This is a genomic window from Peptoclostridium sp. (genome assembly GCF_009881055.1).
GTDB lineage: Bacteria > Bacillota > Clostridia > Peptostreptococcales > Peptostreptococcaceae > Peptoclostridium_A.
The window spans coordinates 60,450-82,448 of sequence record NZ_WXFG01000022.1 but is presented as its reverse complement, the minus strand read 5'-3'; the positions used below and the strand labels follow the sequence as shown (position 1 = coordinate 82,448).

Annotated in this window: 16 protein-coding genes; 6 read left to right on the top strand and 10 right to left on the bottom strand. The window is 42.9% G+C overall.

Features of this window, described 5'->3' with window-relative positions; all coding sequences use genetic code 11:
- Positions 1-43: 43 nt before the first annotated feature.
- On the bottom strand, positions 44-1,219 hold the full coding sequence (locus tag GT589_RS05690) for a GNAT family N-acetyltransferase (RefSeq protein WP_293397304.1): 1,176 nt from the start codon (positions 1,217-1,219) through the stop codon (positions 44-46).
- A 10-nt stretch (positions 1,220-1,229) separates the two neighbouring features.
- The gene (locus GT589_RS05685) at positions 1,230-2,141 is read right to left on the bottom strand and encodes a DUF2156 domain-containing protein (protein WP_293397300.1); all 912 of its coding nucleotides are present in this window, start codon (positions 2,139-2,141) and stop codon (positions 1,230-1,232) included.
- 156 nt (positions 2,142-2,297) lie between these two features.
- On the opposite strand from GT589_RS05685, the gene GT589_RS05680 reads away from it, so the two are divergent.
- Positions 2,298-2,861: a DUF3841 domain-containing protein gene (locus tag GT589_RS05680; protein ID WP_293397297.1), complete on the top strand. Its 564-nt coding sequence runs from the start codon at positions 2,298-2,300 to the stop codon at positions 2,859-2,861.
- A gap of 98 nt (positions 2,862-2,959) precedes the next feature.
- Here the strand turns inward: GT589_RS05680 and GT589_RS05675 are convergent, their stop codons facing one another.
- Both GT589_RS05675 and GT589_RS05670 read right to left on the bottom strand, forming a co-directional pair.
- On the bottom strand, positions 2,960-3,532 hold the full coding sequence (locus tag GT589_RS05675) for a DUF3841 domain-containing protein (protein ID WP_293397294.1): 573 nt from the start codon (positions 3,530-3,532) through the stop codon (positions 2,960-2,962).
- Positions 3,533-3,598: 66 nt separating this feature from the next.
- Complete coding sequence (locus GT589_RS05670; RefSeq protein WP_293397291.1) at positions 3,599-4,723, bottom strand: tyrosine-type recombinase/integrase; 1,125 nt, start codon at positions 4,721-4,723, stop codon at positions 3,599-3,601.
- Between the two features lie 189 nt (positions 4,724-4,912).
- Between GT589_RS05670 and GT589_RS05665 the strand changes: the two genes are divergently transcribed.
- The 5 genes from GT589_RS05665 (at position 4,913) to GT589_RS05645 (ending at position 12,666) form a co-directional block, all read left to right on the top strand.
- Positions 4,913-7,105: a DNA topoisomerase III gene (locus GT589_RS05665; RefSeq protein WP_293397288.1), complete on the top strand. Its 2,193-nt coding sequence runs from the start codon at positions 4,913-4,915 to the stop codon at positions 7,103-7,105.
- Positions 7,106-7,157: 52 nt separating this feature from the next.
- Entirely contained in the window at positions 7,158-8,687 is a 1,530-nt protein-coding gene (locus GT589_RS05660; RefSeq protein WP_293397286.1) for a histidine kinase, read from the top strand.
- A 21-nt stretch (positions 8,688-8,708) separates the two neighbouring features.
- Positions 8,709-9,398, top strand: a complete 690-nt coding sequence (locus GT589_RS05655; RefSeq protein ID WP_293397284.1) for a response regulator transcription factor — start codon at positions 8,709-8,711, stop codon at positions 9,396-9,398.
- Positions 9,399-9,551: 153 nt separating this feature from the next.
- A complete protein-coding gene (glyA, locus tag GT589_RS05650) occupies positions 9,552-10,811 on the top strand; it encodes a serine hydroxymethyltransferase (protein ID WP_293397282.1) in 1,260 nt (419 codons plus the stop codon).
- Positions 10,812-11,007: 196 nt separating this feature from the next.
- The gene (locus GT589_RS05645) at positions 11,008-12,666 is read left to right on the top strand and encodes a putative polysaccharide biosynthesis protein (protein WP_293397280.1); all 1,659 of its coding nucleotides are present in this window, start codon (positions 11,008-11,010) and stop codon (positions 12,664-12,666) included.
- A 563-nt stretch (positions 12,667-13,229) separates the two neighbouring features.
- On the opposite strand, the gene GT589_RS05640 is transcribed toward GT589_RS05645, so the two are convergent.
- The 6 genes from GT589_RS05640 to asnA form a co-directional block, all read right to left on the bottom strand.
- Positions 13,230-14,714 carry an alanine/glycine:cation symporter family protein gene (locus tag GT589_RS05640; RefSeq protein ID WP_293397277.1) on the bottom strand — a complete coding sequence of 495 codons (1,485 nt, stop codon included), beginning with the start codon at positions 14,712-14,714 and terminating at the stop codon, positions 13,230-13,232.
- Between the two features lie 475 nt (positions 14,715-15,189).
- Complete coding sequence (purB, locus tag GT589_RS05635) at positions 15,190-16,626, bottom strand: adenylosuccinate lyase (protein ID WP_293397275.1); 1,437 nt, start codon at positions 16,624-16,626, stop codon at positions 15,190-15,192.
- 138 nt (positions 16,627-16,764) lie between these two features.
- Positions 16,765-18,153 (bottom strand): asparagine--tRNA ligase, encoded by a 1,389-nt coding sequence (gene asnS / locus GT589_RS05630; RefSeq protein WP_293397274.1) that lies wholly within the window; start codon positions 18,151-18,153, stop codon positions 16,765-16,767.
- Positions 18,154-18,166: 13 nt separating this feature from the next.
- The gene (locus tag GT589_RS05625) at positions 18,167-18,832 is read right to left on the bottom strand and encodes a GntR family transcriptional regulator (protein ID WP_293397272.1); all 666 of its coding nucleotides are present in this window, start codon (positions 18,830-18,832) and stop codon (positions 18,167-18,169) included.
- A gap of 41 nt (positions 18,833-18,873) precedes the next feature.
- On the bottom strand, positions 18,874-20,799 hold the full coding sequence (locus GT589_RS05620; RefSeq protein ID WP_293397269.1) for an aconitate hydratase: 1,926 nt from the start codon (positions 20,797-20,799) through the stop codon (positions 18,874-18,876).
- 136 nt (positions 20,800-20,935) lie between these two features.
- A complete protein-coding gene (gene asnA / locus GT589_RS05615; protein ID WP_293397266.1) occupies positions 20,936-21,946 on the bottom strand; it encodes an aspartate--ammonia ligase in 1,011 nt (336 codons plus the stop codon).
- Positions 21,947-21,999 lie beyond the last annotated feature (53 nt).

Here is a 21,999-nt window from a genome sequence, read left to right as displayed (position 1 = left end):
ATTTTTTGTATGTAAGGGTTAGCTATATAATTGTTTATGTAGTCTATACGTACTCGTTAAAATAGTTTACTCCAACGCTGAATATGCAGCTCAGTGAATCAAGAGTGCTTATATCAGAGCATTTGATTTTATTCATGAAACAAAGCTCTTGCGGGCTAATGTATCCAAAGGCAAGTTGAGAGAGGGCCGTTATATCCATGCTTGCATCAGCAGCTTCCTCGGGATATGCCTCTTCAATCCTGATATATCCGTCCGGCTCACGGCTTACTTTAAAGCGTCCGCTGTTGACAGGGAGCATTTCGTCTCGAACCTCTAAAACAAAAGTGACAAACGGCTTGTCAGAGTGAATGGACTCGAGATATCCCTTCAGATTTATTACTCTCCCCATCAGGAACGGTTTCAGGTTGAGCTTTATGTTTCTTATGTTTGGAAGCAGCCGATAGATGTAGTCGTCTTTGAATGTCTGCACAATCACTTTACTGACTTGCGTCTTGTGCGAATATGCATAGCCCAGCATAGATTTCAGGGCATCTATAGTGTTGTAGGCTATTTCGCGAATCATCATCGAATCGCCTTCTATTGCATAGACCATGTAGCCGTCAGGGCCTGAGCCGCCGTCTGAAAGCACAATACCGCCCTTATCAAGCGAAACTTCATCAAGCAGCATCTCATAGTATGAGGCGTCTCTTAATGTGAAAAGGTTTTTTCCGCTTGTGAAGCTTGCATATATGTCCGAAAGCTCAATTAATTCCTCTTTTGTTCTGCCGGCCATTCTGAATCGCCTTACAGGCTTAAAGCCTGAGAGCATATCTATATCGAGTTCATACAAGTGCTGTTCGCATACCGCCTCATATCCAAATTTGCGGTATATGCTGTAGTCAATTGGCATGAGTACACTTACAAGCTCGCCTCTCTTGAAAAGCTCATTAAACGCAAAGGTGAACAGCTTTCTTACTATTCCAAGGCCTCTGTACTGGGGTAGCGTAGAAACTCCGACTATATATGAAGTATCATACGGTTTTCCGCCAAGAGATATCCTGTATGGATTGAGCTGGAGTGCCGATGCAATACTGTCAGAATCCTTTGCAATTACAGTGTTTTCTGTTTTATATCTGGATTTGAAGTAGTAGTCTGTGTACTCCTTTGGGTCGCTAAAGCAGTAGCTCCAGATGGCCATGACCTCATTCTTGTCTGAAGGCTCTGCAAAACAGATTGTCATATAATGCACCTCACTTTTCAGTAACGATGAATTTCTCGACAAACCTCTCCGGTGAATATGAAAGCTTAGCTTTCCTTAGTCCTTCTATTCCCAGGTCTTCCTCTCTGTTTACCAGGGAAACCTCCGGGAACTCCTGCTCCAGAAACAGTTTGTTGATTACGTTGTAAAGACCACGAATTGTAGGGTCAGCCTTTTCGATGTGTATAAGTGCCATGTCGCTGTTGATGTAGTCGCCGATTGTGAAAGCTTCAAGTATACCGTTTAGGAAGACTCCGAATACTTTTATGTCCAGTTTTTCGTAATTGTCAAACAGCTTTTTTATAGCTATGGTCTCATTCTCAATTGATTCTATCTCGTCGGCTGATGAGCTCTCCAGCTTCGATTTGTTCCAGGAATTGAGAATATCCATGCATTTGCCGAAATCGTCCTTTCCTAGGCTTCGGAAAGAATAGGAGTCCCCGTAGGTGCGCATGAAGTAATTGTAGTGATTCCTTTTTTTTGTGCATTTCTTGCATGTAAGTGTTCTTAGCATTTCAGCGTCATACACGTAGTCGAAAGAATCCCTCACAGGAGTGAATTCAAACCTTCCTGGATAGTTTTCCTCCAGAAATTTAACGCACTCGTTTGTTGCCGCTCTGAGCATGAATTTGAGACCTTTATCCTTGAAGTAGTCGGAAATAAATTCAATTGCCTTCAAGGAGTTATCCCTGTCAGCAAGGGGCATTATGAAGAATTCGTCGCCCGGCTCTCCGCCAATAATAACCACAAAATCGTCTTTATGAACATATCTTGTATTGTAGTAATGTTGCCACATAAACAGCGTAGTGAAGTTGTATTCGCATGCTTCATAGCTTACCTTAGACAAGTATTTTTTGAGCAGATCCCTTGAAGCTATGTCTATATCGTTGAATATTGTAATCATCTCCTTCCGATTTGCTGCTTTATAATAAATACCCCTATAATTTTAACATAAATCGAAAATACCTCAATCAAAACTTGATTCTAATTCAATACAAGGCGTTCTTGTGATATCATAATATTATAGAGCGTGATTACAATATAACCGCGAGGTGATATCATGAGCAAGCTGAAACTTTGGACCAGGCAGGATGAGAGAGTTCTAAAAGATATTGAAACAAGAGGTTTTTACAGGGTTAAGCAAGAACATATAATAGAAAAATTCGATAGCTGTTCTGATGTATATCTGCATGTTTACAGATGGTATGCAAGGGCTGCCAGCGCAGTAGTGCCAAAGCCCGAGGGAGTGGAGTTTCCGGTGTGGGCGTCTGTAGACAAGGAATTTTCGCTTGGAGTTATAGAAGGCCAGGTTGTGCTTGAACTTGAAGTGGACAGTGCGGATGTGATAATAATGGACTCCGCCAAATGGGACTATATCCTCAACTATTGGTATATACCAAAGGACAGCGAAGATGCCAGAAGCTATGACGAAAAGCTTGAAACCTACGGCATCAGAAACAAGACGCTTATGTATATGAATAATTTCTATCCGCTGTTGAAAAGAGAAGTTGAAAAAAGCTGGGAAAGGTTGTTTGACCATGACATCAGGCTATCCGATATAAACCAGGCGACGCTCTGGGAAATAAGACCAGAGTGGATAACTAATATCACCAGGGCCGAATAAGCACTGTAGTATAAGATATACCGACTTAAAATTGGATATCATAAAACAAGGAAGAGCCTCTGGAAAGACTGTGCAGTCTAGTTACAGAGGCTCTATGTCTATTTAGGTTCACTTATTTCTTTTATCCATTCATTTCGGAGCTCCCAGAGCGCGCCCATCCGGAATTCAGAGAGCCTAATGGAGTCATCAAAAAGCCTGTCCCAGCTTTTGGTTATCTCACGCTTTAGTGCAGGATAGAAATTGCTTGTATAGGCCTGCGAGTCGTGCGTGAGCCCTAATTCTCTGATGCTCCGTTTGAATCTTTCCTCGTCTTCAGTGTCTGAAGGAATATATGACAAGTTGAGTATGCGCAGCCATTTGCCTTCGTCGAAGAGTATAACATTATCTAATGGAACCTCGGCTTCTATTATATAGTCCCCTGGACCATAGTTGGATATCATCTTCGGATTGCAATACATCCAAATTGAGTATTCCGCGCCAGGGGGCGGAGGAACTATTTGAGCTGCGCGTCTTACGAACCAGTCATAAGGTTCCAGGAAAAGCTTCGATATCTCGCGATATTTGTTTAGTATGAATTCACGCTTTACGTGATAAACACCATTGTTTCCGAGAGTGTCCACAACAATCTTAGCCTGGGCTGTCCAAAGCTTTACTTTACCATCAGTATTCATTTAAGCTCACCCCTTATTATTTTTATCCAAACCAAAAGTTGACATAATAATATTACGGTGAATAAATTACTCTCCCAAATCCTCGGACCATTCAAAGTTCTTTATAATCTCACGTTTGACATTCTTCTTGTGGGCCGCATATATCTGAGTTGTCGTTACATTGTCATGGTCCAGCAGATTCTGAACGTCATATATTGAAAACCCGTATTCTATGAGCGTGCTTGCAGCTGTTGCCCTGAGCTTGTGGGGGCTGTAGCCGCTTTTTGCGCTTGTTCCCAGAACTATAGAGGTATATTTCTTTACAAGCTCCCTTATGGCTTTGGATGTCATGCGTTTGTTCTGGAGAGAAAGAAAAAGTGCGTCGCGCTCGCCTTCGGGCAGCTTATCCTGTGGCGGACGTTCGTTTTTTATGTAGTCGGATACGGCATCCTCGACAGTCTGGTTGAGTGGCATCAGTGACTCCTTAGCCCTTTTTCTGTATATCCTGAACTCCCCACGGGAAAAATTGAACGAGGAAATGTTGAGCTGCTGGAGCTCGTTTAGCCTCAGTCCATAGGTTACAAACATAAGAAGTATAGCCTTGTCCCTTAGCTTTGTCTTTTCCCAGTATTTCTTCTGAGTTTCAGTAAATCCGCTGCCTGTTTCCGCCAAATCGAGCATTCTGGCGACCTCGTCAATCTCAAGCTTTTTTATGGCGTCAGGCTGGGGCCTTGGAAGCTTTATCGGGTTGAAGCCAGGCGATATGTTTTCCGTCTTTTGCTCGTTTCTGTAGAGAAACTTGAAAAGCGACGAGAGAGAGGATCGCTTCCTGGCAAGAGCCCGGTTGTGGTTTTCAAATATCTGAGTCGTATGCTGAGTCTCTTTATAATACCTGGAGCAGTAGTCACCCAGGAAAAAATTCACATCACGTGCCTTTATCCTTTCAAAATCTTCAGCCGTTATATCCCTAGTGTCGGACGCCTCCGTCAGATCTGTATTTTCTATTAGATATCGGCAAAAGAAGTGAATGTCTGTAAGATATGCCAGCCTTGTATTTATACCGATGGAATTCTTGAGAAACAAGAAGTATTCCTTGAAAAAGTGAGGCAGGCTGTTTTCTATTCCAATGCAGCTCTCTATCGTCTGGTTCTCCTGAAGAACAATGTTATCAGGTCTGTCAGATTTGTTGTGTATGATTATATCTTTCTTCATTAAATTAACACCCCCTGTATATGACCGCGCCGCAATGCAAACCATAAGCAGGTGATGGCAGCTGCCAGTCATATTATAATAATATACCATGCGGGATTTCAGTTCAACTCTTCCTTAAATATTATGTGGTTTGTTTCCTGGATATGTGATACCATACATTATGTATATTAATCTGAAAGGACTGTTAACATGGGAAAAATACTTGTGCTTGCTGAAAAACCTTCAGTCGGAAGGGACATCGCAAGAGTATTGAATTGCGGCAGAAAAAACAACGGATATATGGAAGGTGACAAATATATAGTGACATGGGCACTTGGACATCTTGTATCTCTGGCTGATCCAGAAGTTTATGATGAGAGGTACAAGACATGGAGGATAGACGATCTGCCTATGCTTCCAAGTAATATGAAGCTAGCTGTAATAAGGGAAAGCAGCAAACAGTTCAACACCGTAAAATCGCTGCTAAATAGAAAGGATGTAAGCGAGGTAGTAATTGCCACAGATGCAGGAAGAGAGGGCGAGCTTGTTGCAAGGTGGATAATCGAAAAGGCCCATGCCAGCAAACCGCTTAAGCGTCTTTGGATTTCATCTGTCACAGACAAGGCCATAAAAGAGGGCTTTGAAAAGCTAAGGCCCGGCAAGGAGTACGAAAACCTCTATGCGAGCGCGGTAGCAAGATCAGAGGCTGACTGGATTGTCGGAATGAACGCCACAAGGGCGCTAACCTGCAAATACAATGCGCAGCTTTCATGCGGGAGAGTTCAGACACCTACGCTGGCTATTATTGCCCAAAAGGAAGAGGAGATAAGAAACTTCAATCCAAAGCAGTACTACGGCATAACCGCCATTTCCGACGGGATGAAGCTTATATGGCAGGATGAAAAGAGTAAAAGCACAAGGACTTTCAGCAAGGAAGTCTGCGAGAATATACTGGCCTCGGCTAGAAATAAAGCTGCTGAGGTTGCATCTGTCGAAAAGGCATACAAAAAGACATACGCTCCGCTGCTATATGATCTCACAGAGCTTCAAAGGGACGCCAACAAGCTGTTTGGCTTTTCAGCCAAGGAGACGCTCTCCATAATGCAAAAGCTGTATGAGAGCCACAAGCTTTTGACATATCCAAGGACTGACTCGAGATATATATCAAGCGATATAGTGGATACTCTAAAAGACAGGATCAGAGGCTGCGGAGTAGGGCGATATTCAAAGGCGGCAGCCACCCTGCTGAGGTCTCCTATAAAGCAGAGCAAGTCGTTTGTGGATGACTCCAAGGTTTCTGACCACCACGCAATAATTCCGACAGAGCAATCTGCGGGCTTTGCGACTCTTAGCGACAAGGAGAGGAAGATATACGACCTTGTCATAAAAAGATTCCTGGCAGTACTATCGCCCGCATTCGAATATGAGCAGACTACAATCAAAGCCAAGATAGGGAATGATGTGTTCATAGCCAAGGGAAAGACAGTCTTATCATACGGCTGGAAAGAGGTTTATGAAAACAATTTCGATGATGAAGAGGATCCAGGCGATGACATAAGGGAGCAGCTGCTGCCTGCCGTGAGCAAGGGAGACAAGCTCAAAATATCAAGGCTTGAGCTCACTTCGGGAGAGACAAGGTCGCCGGCGCCATTCAACGAAGGAAGCCTGCTCTCAGCCATGGAGAATCCGTCAAAATACATGTCAGGTGAAAACAAGGACTTAATTAGAACAATAGGCGAAACAGGCGGCATAGGCACCGTGGCCACAAGAGCCGACATAATAGAAAAGCTTTTCAACAGTTTTCTCATTGAAAAGAGAGGCAAGGATATTTTCACAACCTCTAAGGGAAGACAGCTGCTTTCCCTTGTGCCAGAGGAACTCAGATCTCCTACGCTAACCGCCCAGTGGGAGCAAAAGCTCGGACTTATATCAAAGAGCCAGCTAACTAAGGATGCATTCATAAATGAGATGAAAAGCTATGCAAAAGAGGTCGTTAGCGACATTAAAAACAGCCAGGACCAGTTCAAGCACGACAATCTTACAAAAAACAAGTGCCCAGAGTGCGGCAAGTACATGCTGGAGGTAAACGGCAAGAAGGGCAAGATGCTAATATGCCAAGACAGGGACTGCGGATGCAGAAAGAGCGTTTCAAGGGCTACAAATGCCAGATGCCCCGTCTGCCACAAAAAGCTAGAACTTAGAGGCGAGGGGGACGGGCAGATATTCGCCTGCGGCTGCGGCCACAGGGAGAGGCTCTCAAAGTTCAACGAACGTAAAAAGAAGGAGAAAAGCGGCCTTTCAAAGAACGAGGTGTCTAAATATCTCCAGAAGCAGAAAAAATCAAGTGAAGAGCCGATGAACGACGCTCTAGCCGAGGCTCTTGCCAAATTGAACCTGAAATAGATAGTACGATTTTATACGCTTGTGAGATATCGCTTATATCGAGGTGATCTACTTGGAAAAAAGCAGTGTGCAATATTTTGACTGGGGACATATAGAATGGATCTACGAGCCCGAGCCGGGCAACTCACTTAGCAGCATGAACATAGCTCTGACTACGATTCTGCCGCACAGGCGCCAGGAGAGGCATATACACTATGGAAACGAGCAGGTGATTTATGTGCTCTCGGGAAAAGGAATACAGCTCATAGGGGAAGGATTGAGCGACATAGAACCCGGCTCTGTTTACCATATTGATGCCGGTTCTGCCCATGAGACCATAAACGAAAGCGATGAGCCCATAAGGGAGCTCATCATATCAATGCCTGTGCTTCACGAGCAAACCCTGCTTATGCCAAAAGGCGGACATGAAGCTTATTGGGGAAGCGACGCTGACAATGAAAATGTCAGCATCACAAATGAAATAATGTATATATACGAAGCCATAGTAACTCCTATGAGAATACCGGTTGCCATATTCGACAATAATGGCAGCGTTGTGATAAAGGGAAAGGACTATCCTGATTATTGCAAAACGAGATGCATAGGGCGGGGAAATGAGGTCAACTGCCCCGTATATGAAATTAAAGGCGAGTATGGCCCGCCGCACTACAATGATTTGTCGGCGTATATATGCCCCTATGGACTGACAGTTTTTTTAGTCCCCATAATGCTTGGCGGCAAGTCGATTGGGATAATTAAAGCAGGACACATAAGGACGCCCTCATCGGGTATATACCACCCAAACGAACTCATGCCTCTTGTCCCCAAGGGGACACTTAAGGCTGTAATGCAGCAGCTGAAGAAACTGAGCAAGTCCATAGAAAACTATTATGTATTCAAGAAAACAGAAGTTGAGCTGAACAAAAAAGAGGAAATCATACAAGACATAGCAAAACATGAAGTGGCTCTCGAGGAATCACTCAAATTAACGAGGGAGCAGGTGCTGAACATACAAATCAACAACCATTTCCTGTTTAACACCCTCAATGCAATTGCAGGAATGGCCATAAAGGAGCATTCGCTTAAAACGTATCAATCCATAATAGATTTGTCAAAGATGCTAAGGTATACGGCCAGCAGCCAGAATTACTTTGTGCATATTAAGGATGAAATGCAGTATCTGCATAACTACACGAATCTCCAGATGCTTAGATATGGAGACAGGCTTGAAGTTGACTTTGATATCTCAGAGGAAATCAAGAGCAAAAATATGCCTTACAACTGTCTGCAGCCTATAGTTGAAAACTGCTTTATACACGGCTTCAAGAACACAAAAGATAATATGAAGATAAAAATATCAGGGGTAATAAAGGAAGGCAATATAATAATTGAAATAAACGATAACGGCGAAGGCATGAGTGAAGAGGTTTTGTCCAGTTTAAGACAAAGAATAGCCGAATTCGAGCAATATGAACTAAGGGGCCTTACTATGGTTTATTCAAAGCTTAAGCTCATATATGAGTATGATTTCGATTTTGCCATAGAAAGCACGCAAGGGCACGGCACTGCTGTTAGAATAGTTTTGCCGGATCATATAGCGTAGCATTTTCAAATGGAGGATATAATGAGAAGGGCAATTATTGCAGATGATGAGGATATGGCCATTGATATAGTCAAATACTTGATTGAGCGCTTCGAGATGCCCATAGAGGTTGTAGGACAGGCCTCAGCTGGAGACGAGGCTTTGAAACTAATTGAGAGGCTAAAGCCAGATATTGTTTTTATGGACATAAGAATGCCTGTACTAAACGGACTCGAGGTCATGGAAAAGGCAGTTCCGCTCCAGGACAGCGCAGTTGACTATATAATTATTACGGCATACAGCTATTTCGAGTATGCTCAGACAGCCTTGAGGCTTGGGGCAAAGGACATACTGCTCAAGCCTATAGAACCCGAACAGTTCCTAGAGACGATGCAGAGGGTTCTGGGCTATAGGTACTCGGACAATCAGCTTTTCAACAGCATACTGGAATATGTGAACAACAGCTATAAAGAGGATCTCGAGCTTAAGGAATGTGCTGAAAAGTTCCATACGAGTGCGAGCTATGTGGCAAGAATGTTCAAGAAGTACTATTCCGTTAGCTTTATAACCTACGTCAACAATCTGCGCATAAAGAAGGCTCAGGAGCTATTAAAGGATACGAATTTGTCTATAAAGGAAGTGGCCTATAAAGTAGGCTACAACAACCTAAACTATTTCTACAGGGTATTCAAGAAAAATACAGGTGTTACGCCCAATATGTACAAAAAATGACAGCTAGTGCTGTCTTTTTTTTATACAAAATAGTAAATCCTGTGCAATATAAGGTCAATCCAGTTTATTTAAGTCATATTCATTTCATGTGATAATCATAGTATAGAATTTGATAGCGGCTTCTACGATACCACATAAAATGGAGGGGTTAACATGATGAAAACTGTTAGACACAGCGACAAGGAACTATACGACATAGTAATGGAAGAGTTTGGACGCCAGAGGACTGGAGTTGAGATGATAGCCTCGGAAAGCTTTGTTCCTGTAGAGATTCTGGAACTCCAGGGAAGCATACTCACAAACAAGACAATGGAAGGATTCCCAGGAAACAGATATCACGGTGGATACAAATTCATAGACAAGATGGAAACCCTTGGAATTGAAAGGGCGAAGGAGCTCTTTGGCGCGGGGCATGCAAATCTTCAGCCCCTTGGCGGCTCTAATGCAAATCAGAGTGTATATATGTCCATAATAAAGCCCGGCGATACTGTTTTAGGTATGAGGCTGGACCAGGGTGGACACTTAACTCATGGTCACAAGGTGAATTTTTCGGGACAGATTTATAATTTCATTTCATATGGAGTAAACGTTGAAACGGAGCAAATAGACTATGACGAAATTGAAAAACTGGCTAAAGAGCATAGTCCAAAGCTTATTGTTACTGGCGCCAGCGCATATCCTCGATTCATAGACTACGAAAGGATTGCATCAATAGCCAAGTCTGTAGGCGCATATTTCATGGTGGATATGGCTCACGTGGCAGGCCTTGTTGCAGCAGGGCTCCATCCAACCCCTGTACCGCACGCTGATTTTGTTACATCTACAACGACTAAGACTCTGTGCGGAGCCAGAGGAGGGTTCATACTATGCAAGGCCGAGCACGCCAAAGTACTGGACAAGGGAGTATTCCCGGGAGCTATGGGTTCAGCTCATCTGCACGTAATGGCTGCCAAGGCGTTCACATTCAAGCGAGCAATGAGTGAAGATTTCAAAAACACAATGCTCCAGGTAACTAAAAATGCAAAGGCTCTTGGCGAGGTTCTTCAGGAGAGAGGCTTCAGGCTTGTGACAGGCGGTACAGACAATCATCTTCTGCTAGTAGACGTTCGTCCTAAGAATCTCACAGGGCTAATGCTCGACACGGCTCTTGATTATGTTGGCATAACAGTTAACAAGAATCAGATTCCATTCGATCCGGAAAAGCCTATGGTGACCAGCGGAGTAAGGATAGGCGCTACAGCTATGACAACAAAGGGCATGAAGGAAAGTGAAATGCATATAATAGGCAATCTGATAGGCGACGTGGCAGACAACATAGACAAGCAAGCAGTATTGGATTCAATAAGAGCCAAAGTATCAGAGCTTGGCTCTCAGTTCCCCCTTATCTACCCGGAATATCTCGAAGCTGAATAGGCTTATATTGCAAAAAATGGCTGCCAGAATGTATATATGGCAGCCATTTCTATTGCCTGCTTGATTGGAGTATCAAATTTTCATAATAAATGCCTCCTATACTCTGCAACTATATCATTTCATTATCCTATATGGTAAAATACCATTGGTGGATAAAAAGATAATTGTACATGTAGTTACATATGGAGGATCATTGATGCGAGATAGTTGTGAGACTGGTTCATTTGAAAAGACAGTTAAGAATGAAACGGTAAGAAAAGGAGCCAGTGCCTTTTTGAAAGGAACTGCAATACTTGGAATATCTGCGGTAATAATAAAGATTCTAGGAGCAATTTTCAGGATCCCTTTAGGAAATATTATAGGGGATGACGGCATGGGATATTACCAGACGGCATACCCGCTATATAATCTCATATTGGTCGTGTCTACTGCAGGCATACCTACAGCAATAGCCAAGATTGTGGCGGGAAAGCTGGCTGTTGGTGACGTTAGAGGTGCAGACAAGGTATTCAACGTAACATTCAAGCTGATGGCCGCCGTAGGTTTCATAGTAGCGGCGCTTGTTCTTTTGGGTGCCAAACCACTTGTCCATTTTCTCAACAACGACAAGGCGTTTCTTTCAGTGGCGGCAATCGCCCCCGCGATATTCTTCATTTCGATGACTGAATGCTACAGAGGTTACTTCCAAGGATGCCAGCAGATGGAGGCATTCGCGGCATCTCAGATTACAGAGCAGTTTGTAAGGGTGCTTCTCGGACTTGCGCTTGCCATAGCATTCCTGGGCATGGGCAAAGAGTACGCCGCAGCAGGAGCTACATTCGGAGCTTCGCTGGGATGCTTGGCAGGTTACGGCGTCATAATTGTCCTTTTTTCACGATTCAGGAAAAAAAATACGCTCGAGTCATATGGCGACCACAAAGAGGAGACTTCAAAAAATATAATAAGGACTCTGCTTATAATAGCAGTGCCGATAACTCTTGGGGCATCAATACTGCCTGTCATGTCGATGATGGATCTGGCAATTGTATTCAGAAGACTTGCGGATATCGGAATATCTCCGCAGCAGGCTAATGAGCTGTATGGACAGCTAACCGGATTTGCACTGACACTTGTAAACCTTCCTCAGGTAATGACAGCGGCGATACAAATAAGCATAGTCCCGGCAATAGCCCATTTCCATGCACTAAGGGACAAGATAAGCCTTGACCATACAATAGAGACGGGGCTAAGACTCGGACTGATAATAGGCCTTCCGGCAGCTCTTGGACTTTCGCTCTTGTCGGTGGACATAATGAAGCTGCTTTATCCAATGCAAACAGGAATTGCGCAAAGCACAGGAGAATTGCTCTTCATATTCGGCTTCGGAATAGTATTCCTAGCCGTATATCAGGTGACAACGGGAATACTACAGGGTCTTAACAGGCAAATAGTGCCGGCTTACAACCTGATGGTAGGGGCAGTAGTTAAAATAGTCTTGACATATCTACTAGTCGGAATGCCTTCGCTCAACATAAAAGGAGCAGCATGGGCAACTGTAGCGGCGCTTGCAGTATCTGCAATACTTAACTATGTTAGCCTTATTAAACTTTCAGAGATTAAAATTGATTATACCCATATATTTATAAAGCCGATTGTTGCAGTCTCTGTAATGGGAGTTACCGTTAAGATATTTCATACGATACTAATGAATGTCATGCCAGGTTCAGCGGCTACAGCAGCGACTATAATATTGGCAGGCATAGTATATTTGGGGATGCTGTTTGCGACAAGAACAATAACAGATGACGACCTGGAGCTTATGCCGGGGGGCAGCAAAATCAAGAAAATAAAGGACAAGCTTGGAGCTAGAAGATAAGCTCTATAAAGGCTAAAACCGTACCAAATTATTGATTATTATAGGTTGATGGGCTGCATACAGGCAAAATGTAAAAGGTTGCTTATATGCAGCCTTGCTAATTTTTTGCATATATTCAGGTGGTAATAGAAACAGGTGTTATGTGTTGTGTTCCTGATGAAGATCGGTGACAAACTTGCCCTGGTTAAGAAGCGCTTTGGAAATTTACGTGTTTTGCGACCGGCATGTAAGGATACAGGAAGATCCGTATTGGATATTACTTTTGCAGATTCCCCGGCAAGCAGAGAAGCCTAAGCCGCAGAATTTTGAGTGTCTGAGCGAAGCGAGTTCTCAAAATTCAAGAGATTTAGGCGAGCGCGAGCCGCAGGGAATCTAAAAGTGATATCAAGGATCGACTGTTTCCGACATGCTAATAATCCCTAAATATACATTTAAAGAATAGTAGAATTGACTCTCAACAAGAACCCTCTTGGAACTGGCAATCTGCAGTTGAATAAAAAATATAAAAAAAGGAACCTGGATTCAGGTTCCTTTTAATCATCCTTTAGTTATCAAATGCCTGATTAGTTAGCAGACTTTTGCTTAGCAAATCTTCTCTTGTTTACTTCATGCCATACTTCAGCACCTTTTATGCCAAGAGCGTCAGGGTCGAATACGAATGTAGAAGCGTCTCTTCCCATTGCCTTTTGAGCTTCGTAGTCCTTAAGAACTTTAAGACCAACGTTGCCTAGTATAAGTATAGCTATAACGTTTATCCATGCCATAAGACCAACACCGATGTCACCAAGACCCCAAGCAAGTTCTGCTGTCTTAACTGCTCCGTAGTAAGTAGATCCAAGGAATACAACCTTAGCTACTGTAAGTATAGGTTTTAGGCCAGCTTCTTTTTTTCTACCTACTAGGTAAGTAAGGTTTGTCTCAGCTATATAGTAGTAAGCCATTAGAGTTGTAAATGCAAAGAAGAAAAGTGCTATAGAAACGAATCCTGCTCCTAGTCCCTTGCCAAATACTGTTCCAACTGCAAGCTGAGTATACTCAGGTCCTATGCCTACGCCAGGAAGGTTCTCAACTATGAAAGTTCCGTCTGTGTTTTGAACGTTGAATTTGCCTGTTGCAAGTATCATGAAGCCTGTTGCTGAACAAACGAAAAGTGTGTCAACGTAAACTGCGAATGCCTGAACAAGACCTTGTATAGCTGGGTGAGAAACTTCTGCAGCTGCAGCTGATTGAGGTCCTGTACCCTGTCCAGCCTCGTTTGAGTAGATACCCCTCTTAACACCCCAAGTTACTGCCATACCTAGTATACCTGCGAAAGCCTGCTCTGCTCCGAATGCACTCTTGAATACAAGAGCTATCATTCCTGGAACTGCAGTTATGTTGAAAGCAAGAACTATAAGTGCTACAAGGATGTATGCTCCAGCCATGAAAGGAACTATTATCTCTGCAGCTTTACCTATACTCTTTGTTCCGCCGAATATTATGAATCCAAGAAGTGCTATTACTACTCCACCAGTTATTGCTGGGCTAACGCCGAAAGCGTTGAAAACTCCTGCGCCTATACTGTTAGCCTGTACTCCTGGAAGGAAGAAGCCCATACCAAGAACTGTAGCTACTGCGAAAAGTATTGCGTACCATTTAACTCCCATACCTTTTTCTATATAGTATGCAGGACCTCCACGGTACTCTCCGTTTATCTCTTCCTTGTAAACCTGACCAAGGGCACACTCTACGAATGATGAGCCTGCTCCTAGGAATGCGATTGCCCACATCCAGAAAAGAGCTCCCGGTCCACCCATTGTTATAGCTGTAGCAACACCGGCGATGTTACCAGTACCAACACGGCCTGCAACTGACATTGCGAATGCCTGGAAAGAAGAAACGCCTTGGCTTGAATCTCCTCCGCCAAGAAGGTACTTAACCATGTCTTTAAGGTGACGGACTTGAAGGAAACGAGTTCTAAGTGAGAAATATATACCTGTTCCTAGACAAAGATAAATAAGTGCTTTACTCCATATGATGTTATTCGCGGTACTTACAAATGCCTCCATATAATGCCAACATCCTTTCTTTTTTTAATTTTGTAAAGCCAAAACCACTAACCCCTTAATTATAATTGCTACTTTCGCCACTTTTTTTCCACACACCACCGTCCCTTCTATAAGATAAATTTATTGATAATTGCGTATGTTTATATTATCAAACATTAACGCAACATGCAAGCATTTCCGTCTAAATATTCACAACATTGTATACAATATGTACAGTGCAAACCTTGAAATATTTGAAACCACTTGGATTCAGCCGATGAAACCGTTTGCACAAAGAAAAAGTTTTTTTGAGGTTTTTTGTAGCTTGATGACGAAATCAAAAAAACAGAATTATTTATGCAGCGATTATTCATTTTTGCTAAAATATTAAAAATTCAACAATTTAATAAAAGCTCCCAAAACAGATACAATATATATATCCAAATCGGGAGCTTTTATTCAAAAATATTTATAATTGTTTTAATTGTCTAAATATTTATACTTTCAAGTCTACGCTCATGCCCAGCTTTTCCTTGCATCTGTTTACTGCTGGCATAATCTCTTCAGTGATGAAATCCACAACCTGCTCAGGAGCTCTTCCTGTGAATTTGGTCGGGTCAATTATGTCTAGTATCTCTTCCTTGGACATATTGAAGGCAGGATCAGCAATAATTTTGTCTATAAGGTTGTTGTCGAGACCCTGCATTTTGATTCTCTCGCCTACTTCCATAGAATATTCCCTTATCTTCTCGTGGAGCTCCTGTCTGTCGCCGCCGCGAGTAACAGCCTCCATAAGTATGTTCTCAGTAGCCATGAAAGGAAGCTCTTCGTTAACGTGCTTCTTGATGACATTCTCATATACTACAAGGCCGCTTGTGACGTTTATTCCGATCTCCAATATGGCGTCTATTCCAAGGAAAGCCTCTGGTATGGAAAGTCTTCTGTTGGCAGAATCGTCTAGTGTTCTTTCGAACCATTGAGTTGAGAATATAAGCGCCGGATTAAGGCTCTGAGACATTACATATTTGCTAAGAGAGGATATTCTTTCGCTTCTCATAGGATTTCTTTTGTATGCCATTGCAGAAGAACCTATCTGGTTTTTCTCAAAAGGTTCCTCCACTTCCTTAAGGTTTTGAAGCAGCCTCAGGTCATTAGTCATCTTGTGCATTGACTGGGCAAGCGAAGAAAGCGATGAAAGCACCAGGTAATCCTGCTTTCTTGTATATGTCTGGCCTGTTATGGTGAATTTGCTTTCAATTCCCATGCTTTTGCAGACCATTTCGTCTAGCTTTTTGACCTTGTCGTGGTCGCCGTTGAAGAGTTTAAGGAAGCTGGCTTGTGTCCCAGTAGTGCCCTTAACTCCCCTCATCTTTAGGTTTTCGATTCTGTATTCTATCTCTTCAAAGTCCAGCAGGAGATCCTGAAGCCAAAGACAAGCTCTCTTGCCCACTGTGGTTAGCTGAGCAGGCTGGAAATGCGTATAGCCAAGAGCCGGCATGTCCTTGTATTGAAGGGCAAACTGAGCCAGATTGTTCATGAGGTTTGCAAGCTTTACCTTGGTAAGCTCCAGTGCCTGCTTCATAAGCAGTACGTCTGTGTTGTCGCCTACATAAGCGCTTGTAGCGCCCAGGTGTATTATTCCCTTTGCATTCGGGCACTGAAGGCCGTACGCCTTGACATGTGACATTACATCGTGTCTGGTTTCTTTCTCAAATTTGATTGCGTCTTCAAAATTTATATTTTCAGCATTTTCTTCAAGTTCTTTTATTTGTTCGTCAGTTATATTCAGCCCCAGTTCCTTTTCGCATTTTGCAAGGGCTATCCATAGCTTTCTCCAGGTAGTGAATTTTGACATATCTGAAAATATGCTGCTCATCTCTCTGCTTGAGTATCTTTCAATCAAAGGATTCTTGTAATATTCGTAATTGCTCATATTATACGCTCCTTTATCAAATATAGTTTGAACATGTATAATATTATATCATAAAAAAGCCGAATTACGTTCGCTTTTTTTGGCTGTTCAAAACAAACAGCCGCTATATGAAAGCGGCTGTTTTGTGGGTTTTAAATATTAGAACTCAGCTGAACCTGGTGTCCTTGGGCAAGGAATAACGTCTCTTATGTTTGACATACCTGTCATATACATTATGAGTCTTTCAAATCCGAGTCCAAAGCCTGAGTGCTTTGTCTCGCCGTACTTTCTAAGCTCAAGATACCACCAGTAGTCTTCTTTGCTAAGGCCCATGTTCTCGATTTTCTTTTCAAGCACATCAAGCCTTTCTTCTCTCTGGCTTCCGCCTATTATTTCTCCTACGCCAGGAACAAGCAGGTCCATGGCGGCAACAGTCTTGCCGTCCTCGTTTAGTCTCATGTAGAACGCCTTAATTGCAGCAGGATAGTTGATTACGAATACAGGCTTTTTGAACACTTGCTCAGTGATATATCTTTCGTGCTCTGTCTGCAGGTCCATTCCCCACTCTACAGGATATTCAAATTTGTGGCCTGATTTTAGAAGTATATCTATTGCATCAGTGTAAGTTATTTTCTCAAAATCAGAAGTCACTATATTTTCAAGGCGGTCAAGTACTCCCTTGTCTATGAACGTATTGAAGAACTCCATCTCCTCAGGAGCGTTTTCAAGCACATAGCTTATGACGTATTTTATCATGTCTTCTGCAAGATTCATATTGTCATTTATGTCTGCAAACGCAATTTCAGGTTCTATCATCCAGAATTCCGATGCGTGTCTTGCTGTGTTCGAGTTTTCAGCTCTGAATGTAGGCCCGAAAGTATAAATGTCCTTGAATGCAAGCGCGAACATCTCTCCCTCAAGCTGGCCGCTTACTGTAAGGCTTGCTTCTTTTCCGAAGAAATCCTGAGAGTAGTCTATAAGTCCGTCTTCCTTGCGCGGAGGGTTGTTCATGTCGAGCGTTGTAACTCTAAACATCTCGCCGGCGCCTTCTGCGTCGCTGCTCGTTATTATTGGAGTGTGAACATAGACAAAGCCTCTGTCCTGGAAGAATCTATGGATTGCATACGCAGCCACCGATCTGAGCCTGAATACGGCTGAGAACGTGTTGCTTCTTGGCCTAAGGTGAGCTATAGTCCTTAGGTATTCAAGCGTGTGTCTTTTCTTCTGAAGAGGATAGTCTGAATTGGAATTGCCCTCGATTTTAATAAGCGAAGCCTGTATCTCGAATGGCTGCTTGGCATCGGGAGTTCTTACAACTTTACCCTCTACATAAAGAGAAGAGCTTATAGGCAGCTTTGCAATCTCCTTGAAGTTATCCAGGCTGTCATCGAACACTACCTGTATGTTCTTGAAGAATGAACCGTCATTTAATTCTATGAAGCCTATTTTGTTTGAAGAGCGGGTAGTCTTAACCCATCCGTATATTTGCACATCCTGATCAATATGAGCTTCCTGGTTTCTGTATATGCTCTTGATTGTTATAGCCATGATTATTCCTCCTTTAGTCCTCCAATTTCAGTGCATTGAGCTTCGATATATCTATATGGTTTTCAAGAACCTCTCTTGCCTTTTTAGGATCCTTTGTAATAAATGCGTCCAGAATTTCTCTGTGCTCCTCGAGAGCACTCTCCAGCCTGCCTGGTGTTCTGAGGGACTTGTTCCTTGTAGTCTTGATGTAGTATTGGAAATCCTTTAGCACCTGCTCGAGATATCTGCTCTTTGTGGCTTTGTATATTACCTCGTGGAACTGGGTGTTGAGCTCTGATATTTTGAGGTAGTCTTTTTTGAGAGTATAGAATTCCATGAGCTCGTATATCTCCTTTAGCTTTTCTACATCCTCTTCAGACATTCTCTCCATAGCCCACTCAACAGCTATCCCTTCGATTGCCAGCCTTATTGTGTATATGTCGCTGATATCCTGCTTTGAGATGCCCTTAACTACTACGCCTTTATTGGGTATATTCTCAACAAGTCCTTCCAATTCGAGCTGCTTTAAGGCTTCTCGCACAGGAGTCCTGCTGACACCGAGTTCCTGGGCCAGCTTTACCTCAATAAGCTTTTCGTCATGCACGTATTTGCCTTCAAGGATGTTGTCTCTCAAGACGTTGAATATCTTTGAGCTTAGAGAAGATTTGTTTTTTTCCTTTGAAAATATATTAGATACCATAGCACTCTTCCCTTCCATGACTATTTGTATTTGCTGTGAAGTTATATAAGGTTAGATTTTGCGTAGTTCAAGTATCCGCCTCTTCTTAGTATCTCGATATCCCTTTCAGAACCTTCGAACTTAAGCTCGATGCTTTCACCTGTTGTTTTATCCTTGAGCGTTACTTTGCCTGATGGCAGCATGTCTAGTATGTTTTCAATTTCAACATCATCCATAAAGCCTACCTTGTCGTAATCTGAAGCATCTGCAAACTCAAGCGGGATGATTCCACTGTTTATAAGGTTGGCTTTGTGTATTCTTGCAAACGACTTGGTGATTACAGCTTTTATTCCAAGATACAGCGGCGCCAGTGCAGCATGCTCCCTGCTTGAACCCTGTCCATAGTTGTCTCCGCCTATTATGAAACCTCCGCCGTTATCTTTACATCTTTGAGGAAACTCTTTGTCAACTGTGCTGAAAGAGAAGTTTGCAAGATGCGGTATGTTTGATCTGTATGGAAGCAGGCTTGCATTTGAAGGCATTATGTGGTCTGTTGTTATGTTGTCTTCAACCTTGAGAACAACCTTTCCTTCAAGCTTGTCACCAAGAGCCTTGTTTATAGGGAAAGGCTTTATGTTTGGCCCCATCACTACTTCAACACTCTTTCTGTCTGCAGGAGGATATACAAACAGGCTGTCGTTTCTTTCGAATTTTTCAGGCATATTTATGTCGAGCTCGATGTCTAGTATCCTTGGATCTTCGAGGTATCCCTTGAGTGCAGATACGGCTGCGACCTCAGGGCTTACAAGATATACCTGTGCGCTTTCAGTGCCGCTTCTTCCGAAGAAGTTTCTGTTGAACGTTCTAAGTGAAATTGCATCAGTCTTTGGCGCCTGGCCCATTCCTATGCAAGGTCCGCATGCGCACTCTAGTATCCTTGCTCCGGCAGCTATCATGTCAGCAAGAGCTCCGTTTTCAGCAAGAGTCTTTAGTATTGCGCTTGAGCCCGGTGCGATTGAAAGGCTTACATCAGGATGCACCTTCTTGCCTTTTAGTATTCCTGCAACCTTCATAAGGTCTGAATAAGAAGAGTTAGTGCAGCTTCCTATTGAAATCTGGTCAACCTTGAGGTTTATTATCTCTTTTACAGGCCTTACGTTGTCAGGGCTGTGCGGCTGCGCTACAAGAGGCTCAAGTGTAGAAAGGTCTATCTCAAGCACTTCGTCATATGTGGCATCCACGTCGGCGCTCATCTCTTTCCAGTCGCCCTCTCTGCCCTGAAGCTTAAGATATTCAAGTGTATTTAAGTCGCTTGGGAATATTGAAGTTGTGGCTCCAAGCTCGGCACCCATGTTAGTTATTGTAGCTCTGTCAGTAACTGAAAGTGAGCTTACACCTTCTCCTGTATATTCAACTATCTTACCTACTCCGCCCTTAACGCTAAGCTCTCTTAGCACGTGGAGTATTATGTCTTTTGCAGAAACCCATGGGCTTAGTTTTCCAGAAAGCTTGACATTTATAACCTTTGGCACCTTCATGAAATATTTGCCTGTGGCCATAGCAACCGCAACGTCCAGTCCACCGGCTCCTATGGAAATCATGCCAAGGCCGCCTCCTGTAGGAGTATGGCTGTCTGAGCCTAGAAGCGTTGCTCCAGGCTTGCCGAAGTTTTCAAGCTGAAGCTGGTGGCATATGCCGTTGCCAGGCTTAGAGTAAACTATTCCGTATTTTGCAGCAACCGTCTTTATAAACTCGTGGTCATCAGCATTTTCAAAGCCCTGCTGAAGAGTGTTGTGGTCAATATAGGCTACAGAAAGATCTGTCTTTACGCCTTCCACTCCCATGGCTTCAAGTTGAAGATAAACCATTGTTCCTGTTGAATCCTGAGTAAGCGTCTGGTCAACTTTGATGCATATTTCCTGTCCTTGCTTTAGTTCTCCTTCTATAAGGTGATCTTTTAGTACCTTATACGCTAAACTTAATCCCATATCTTCACCTCGTCTATATTATTAGTACGGATAAAAAACAAAATGTTTTTTATCGCTCTTTTGTATACAATTATACAAATTTGATGTTTTTGAGTCAATTGCATATAGTATCTTTTTTTTGAAAAAAAATTTTATTTTATAGGAGGAATATGTTAGAATCCTTAAGCGCCTCTCTCATATATTCAGGCCAAACAGATGCCTGAACCTCGCCTATGTGCGCTCTTCTCATGAAGAACATGCACATTCTTGACTGGCCTATACCTCCTCCTACGGTGCATGGAAGCTTTCCTTCAAGGAGCAGCTTGTGATAGTCAAGCTCTCTTCTGTCCTCGCAGCCTTCAATAGTAAGCTGTTTTTCAAGGGCTTCCTCGTCAACCCTTATTCCCATTGATGAGAGCTCTATGGTTCTGTCGAGCAGAGGATAGAAGAATAGTATGTCGCCGTTTAGTGTCCAGTCATCATAGTCTGGCGATCTTCCATCGTGTTTCATGCCCGAAGCGAGCTTGTGGCCTATCTCCATAAGGAATACTGCACCTTTTTCTCTAGTTATGGCATCCTCTCTTTCCTTAGGAGTAAACCCAGGATATCTGTCCTCAAGCTCCTGTGTAGTTATGAAGAATATCTCCTCCGGAAGTATCTTGCCAAACTGAGGATAAAGCTTGTAGAGGTATTCCTCGGTTTTCTTGAACACGCTGTATATGCCTTCTACTATATCTTTTAGCTTGTCCTTGGTTCTGTCGCTTCTTGCTATTATCTTTTCCCAGTCCCACTGGTCGACATATATCGAGTGCAGGTTGTCAAGCTCTTCGTGTGTTCTAATGGCATTCATGTCTGTATAAAGTCCCTCTTCAACATGAAAATCGTACCTGTAAAGAGCCATTCTTTTCCATTTTGCTAGTGAGTGAACTATCTCTATCCTAGAACCCGGATCAGCGTGCATTTCGAATGAAACCGCCTTTTCCACTCCGTTTAGGTTGTCGTTTAGTCCTGATTCAGGTTTGACGAACAGCGGAGCTGAAACTCTTGTCAGGTTTAGTTCCTGTGCCAGCATTCTTTCAAAATAGTCCTTTATTCTTTTTATTGCCACCTCAGTCTCTCTAAGTGTAAGCTGTGGAGAATAGTCCTTTGGTATTATAGTGTTTTCCATTCTAAATTCCTCCCTATGTCATATCACGTACGAATCTGAAAATTTACAAAAAA

Excerpts from the sequence above, each read along its gene's own strand:
- GT589_RS05665 (WP_293397288.1), top strand. The coding sequence starts at position 4,913 with ATGGGAAAAATACTTGTGCTTGCTGAAAAACCTTCAGTCGGAAGGGAC.
- GT589_RS05675 (WP_293397294.1), bottom strand. The coding sequence starts at position 3,532 with ATGAATACTGATGGTAAAGTAAAGCTTTGGACAGCCCAGGCTAAGATT.
- GT589_RS05645 (WP_293397280.1), top strand. The coding sequence starts at position 11,008 with ATGCGAGATAGTTGTGAGACTGGTTCATTTGAAAAGACAGTTAAGAAT.
- glyA (WP_293397282.1), top strand. The coding sequence starts at position 9,552 with ATGATGAAAACTGTTAGACACAGCGACAAGGAACTATACGACATAGTA.
- GT589_RS05620 (WP_293397269.1), bottom strand. The coding sequence starts at position 20,799 with ATGGGATTAAGTTTAGCGTATAAGGTACTAAAAGATCACCTTATAGAA.
- purB (WP_293397275.1), bottom strand. The coding sequence starts at position 16,626 with ATGAGCAATTACGAATATTACAAGAATCCTTTGATTGAAAGATACTCA.
- GT589_RS05685 (WP_293397300.1), bottom strand. The coding sequence starts at position 2,141 with ATGATTACAATATTCAACGATATAGACATAGCTTCAAGGGATCTGCTC.
- GT589_RS05690 (WP_293397304.1), bottom strand. The coding sequence starts at position 1,219 with ATGACAATCTGTTTTGCAGAGCCTTCAGACAAGAATGAGGTCATGGCC.
- GT589_RS05640 (WP_293397277.1), bottom strand. The coding sequence starts at position 14,714 with ATGGAGGCATTTGTAAGTACCGCGAATAACATCATATGGAGTAAAGCA.
- GT589_RS05625 (WP_293397272.1), bottom strand. The coding sequence starts at position 18,832 with ATGGTATCTAATATATTTTCAAAGGAAAAAAACAAATCTTCTCTAAGC.
- asnA (WP_293397266.1), bottom strand. The coding sequence starts at position 21,946 with ATGGAAAACACTATAATACCAAAGGACTATTCTCCACAGCTTACACTT.
- asnS (WP_293397274.1), bottom strand. The coding sequence starts at position 18,153 with ATGGCTATAACAATCAAGAGCATATACAGAAACCAGGAAGCTCATATT.
- GT589_RS05680 (WP_293397297.1), top strand. The coding sequence starts at position 2,298 with ATGAGCAAGCTGAAACTTTGGACCAGGCAGGATGAGAGAGTTCTAAAA.
- GT589_RS05670 (WP_293397291.1), bottom strand. The coding sequence starts at position 4,723 with ATGAAGAAAGATATAATCATACACAACAAATCTGACAGACCTGATAAC.
- GT589_RS05655 (WP_293397284.1), top strand. The coding sequence starts at position 8,709 with ATGAGAAGGGCAATTATTGCAGATGATGAGGATATGGCCATTGATATA.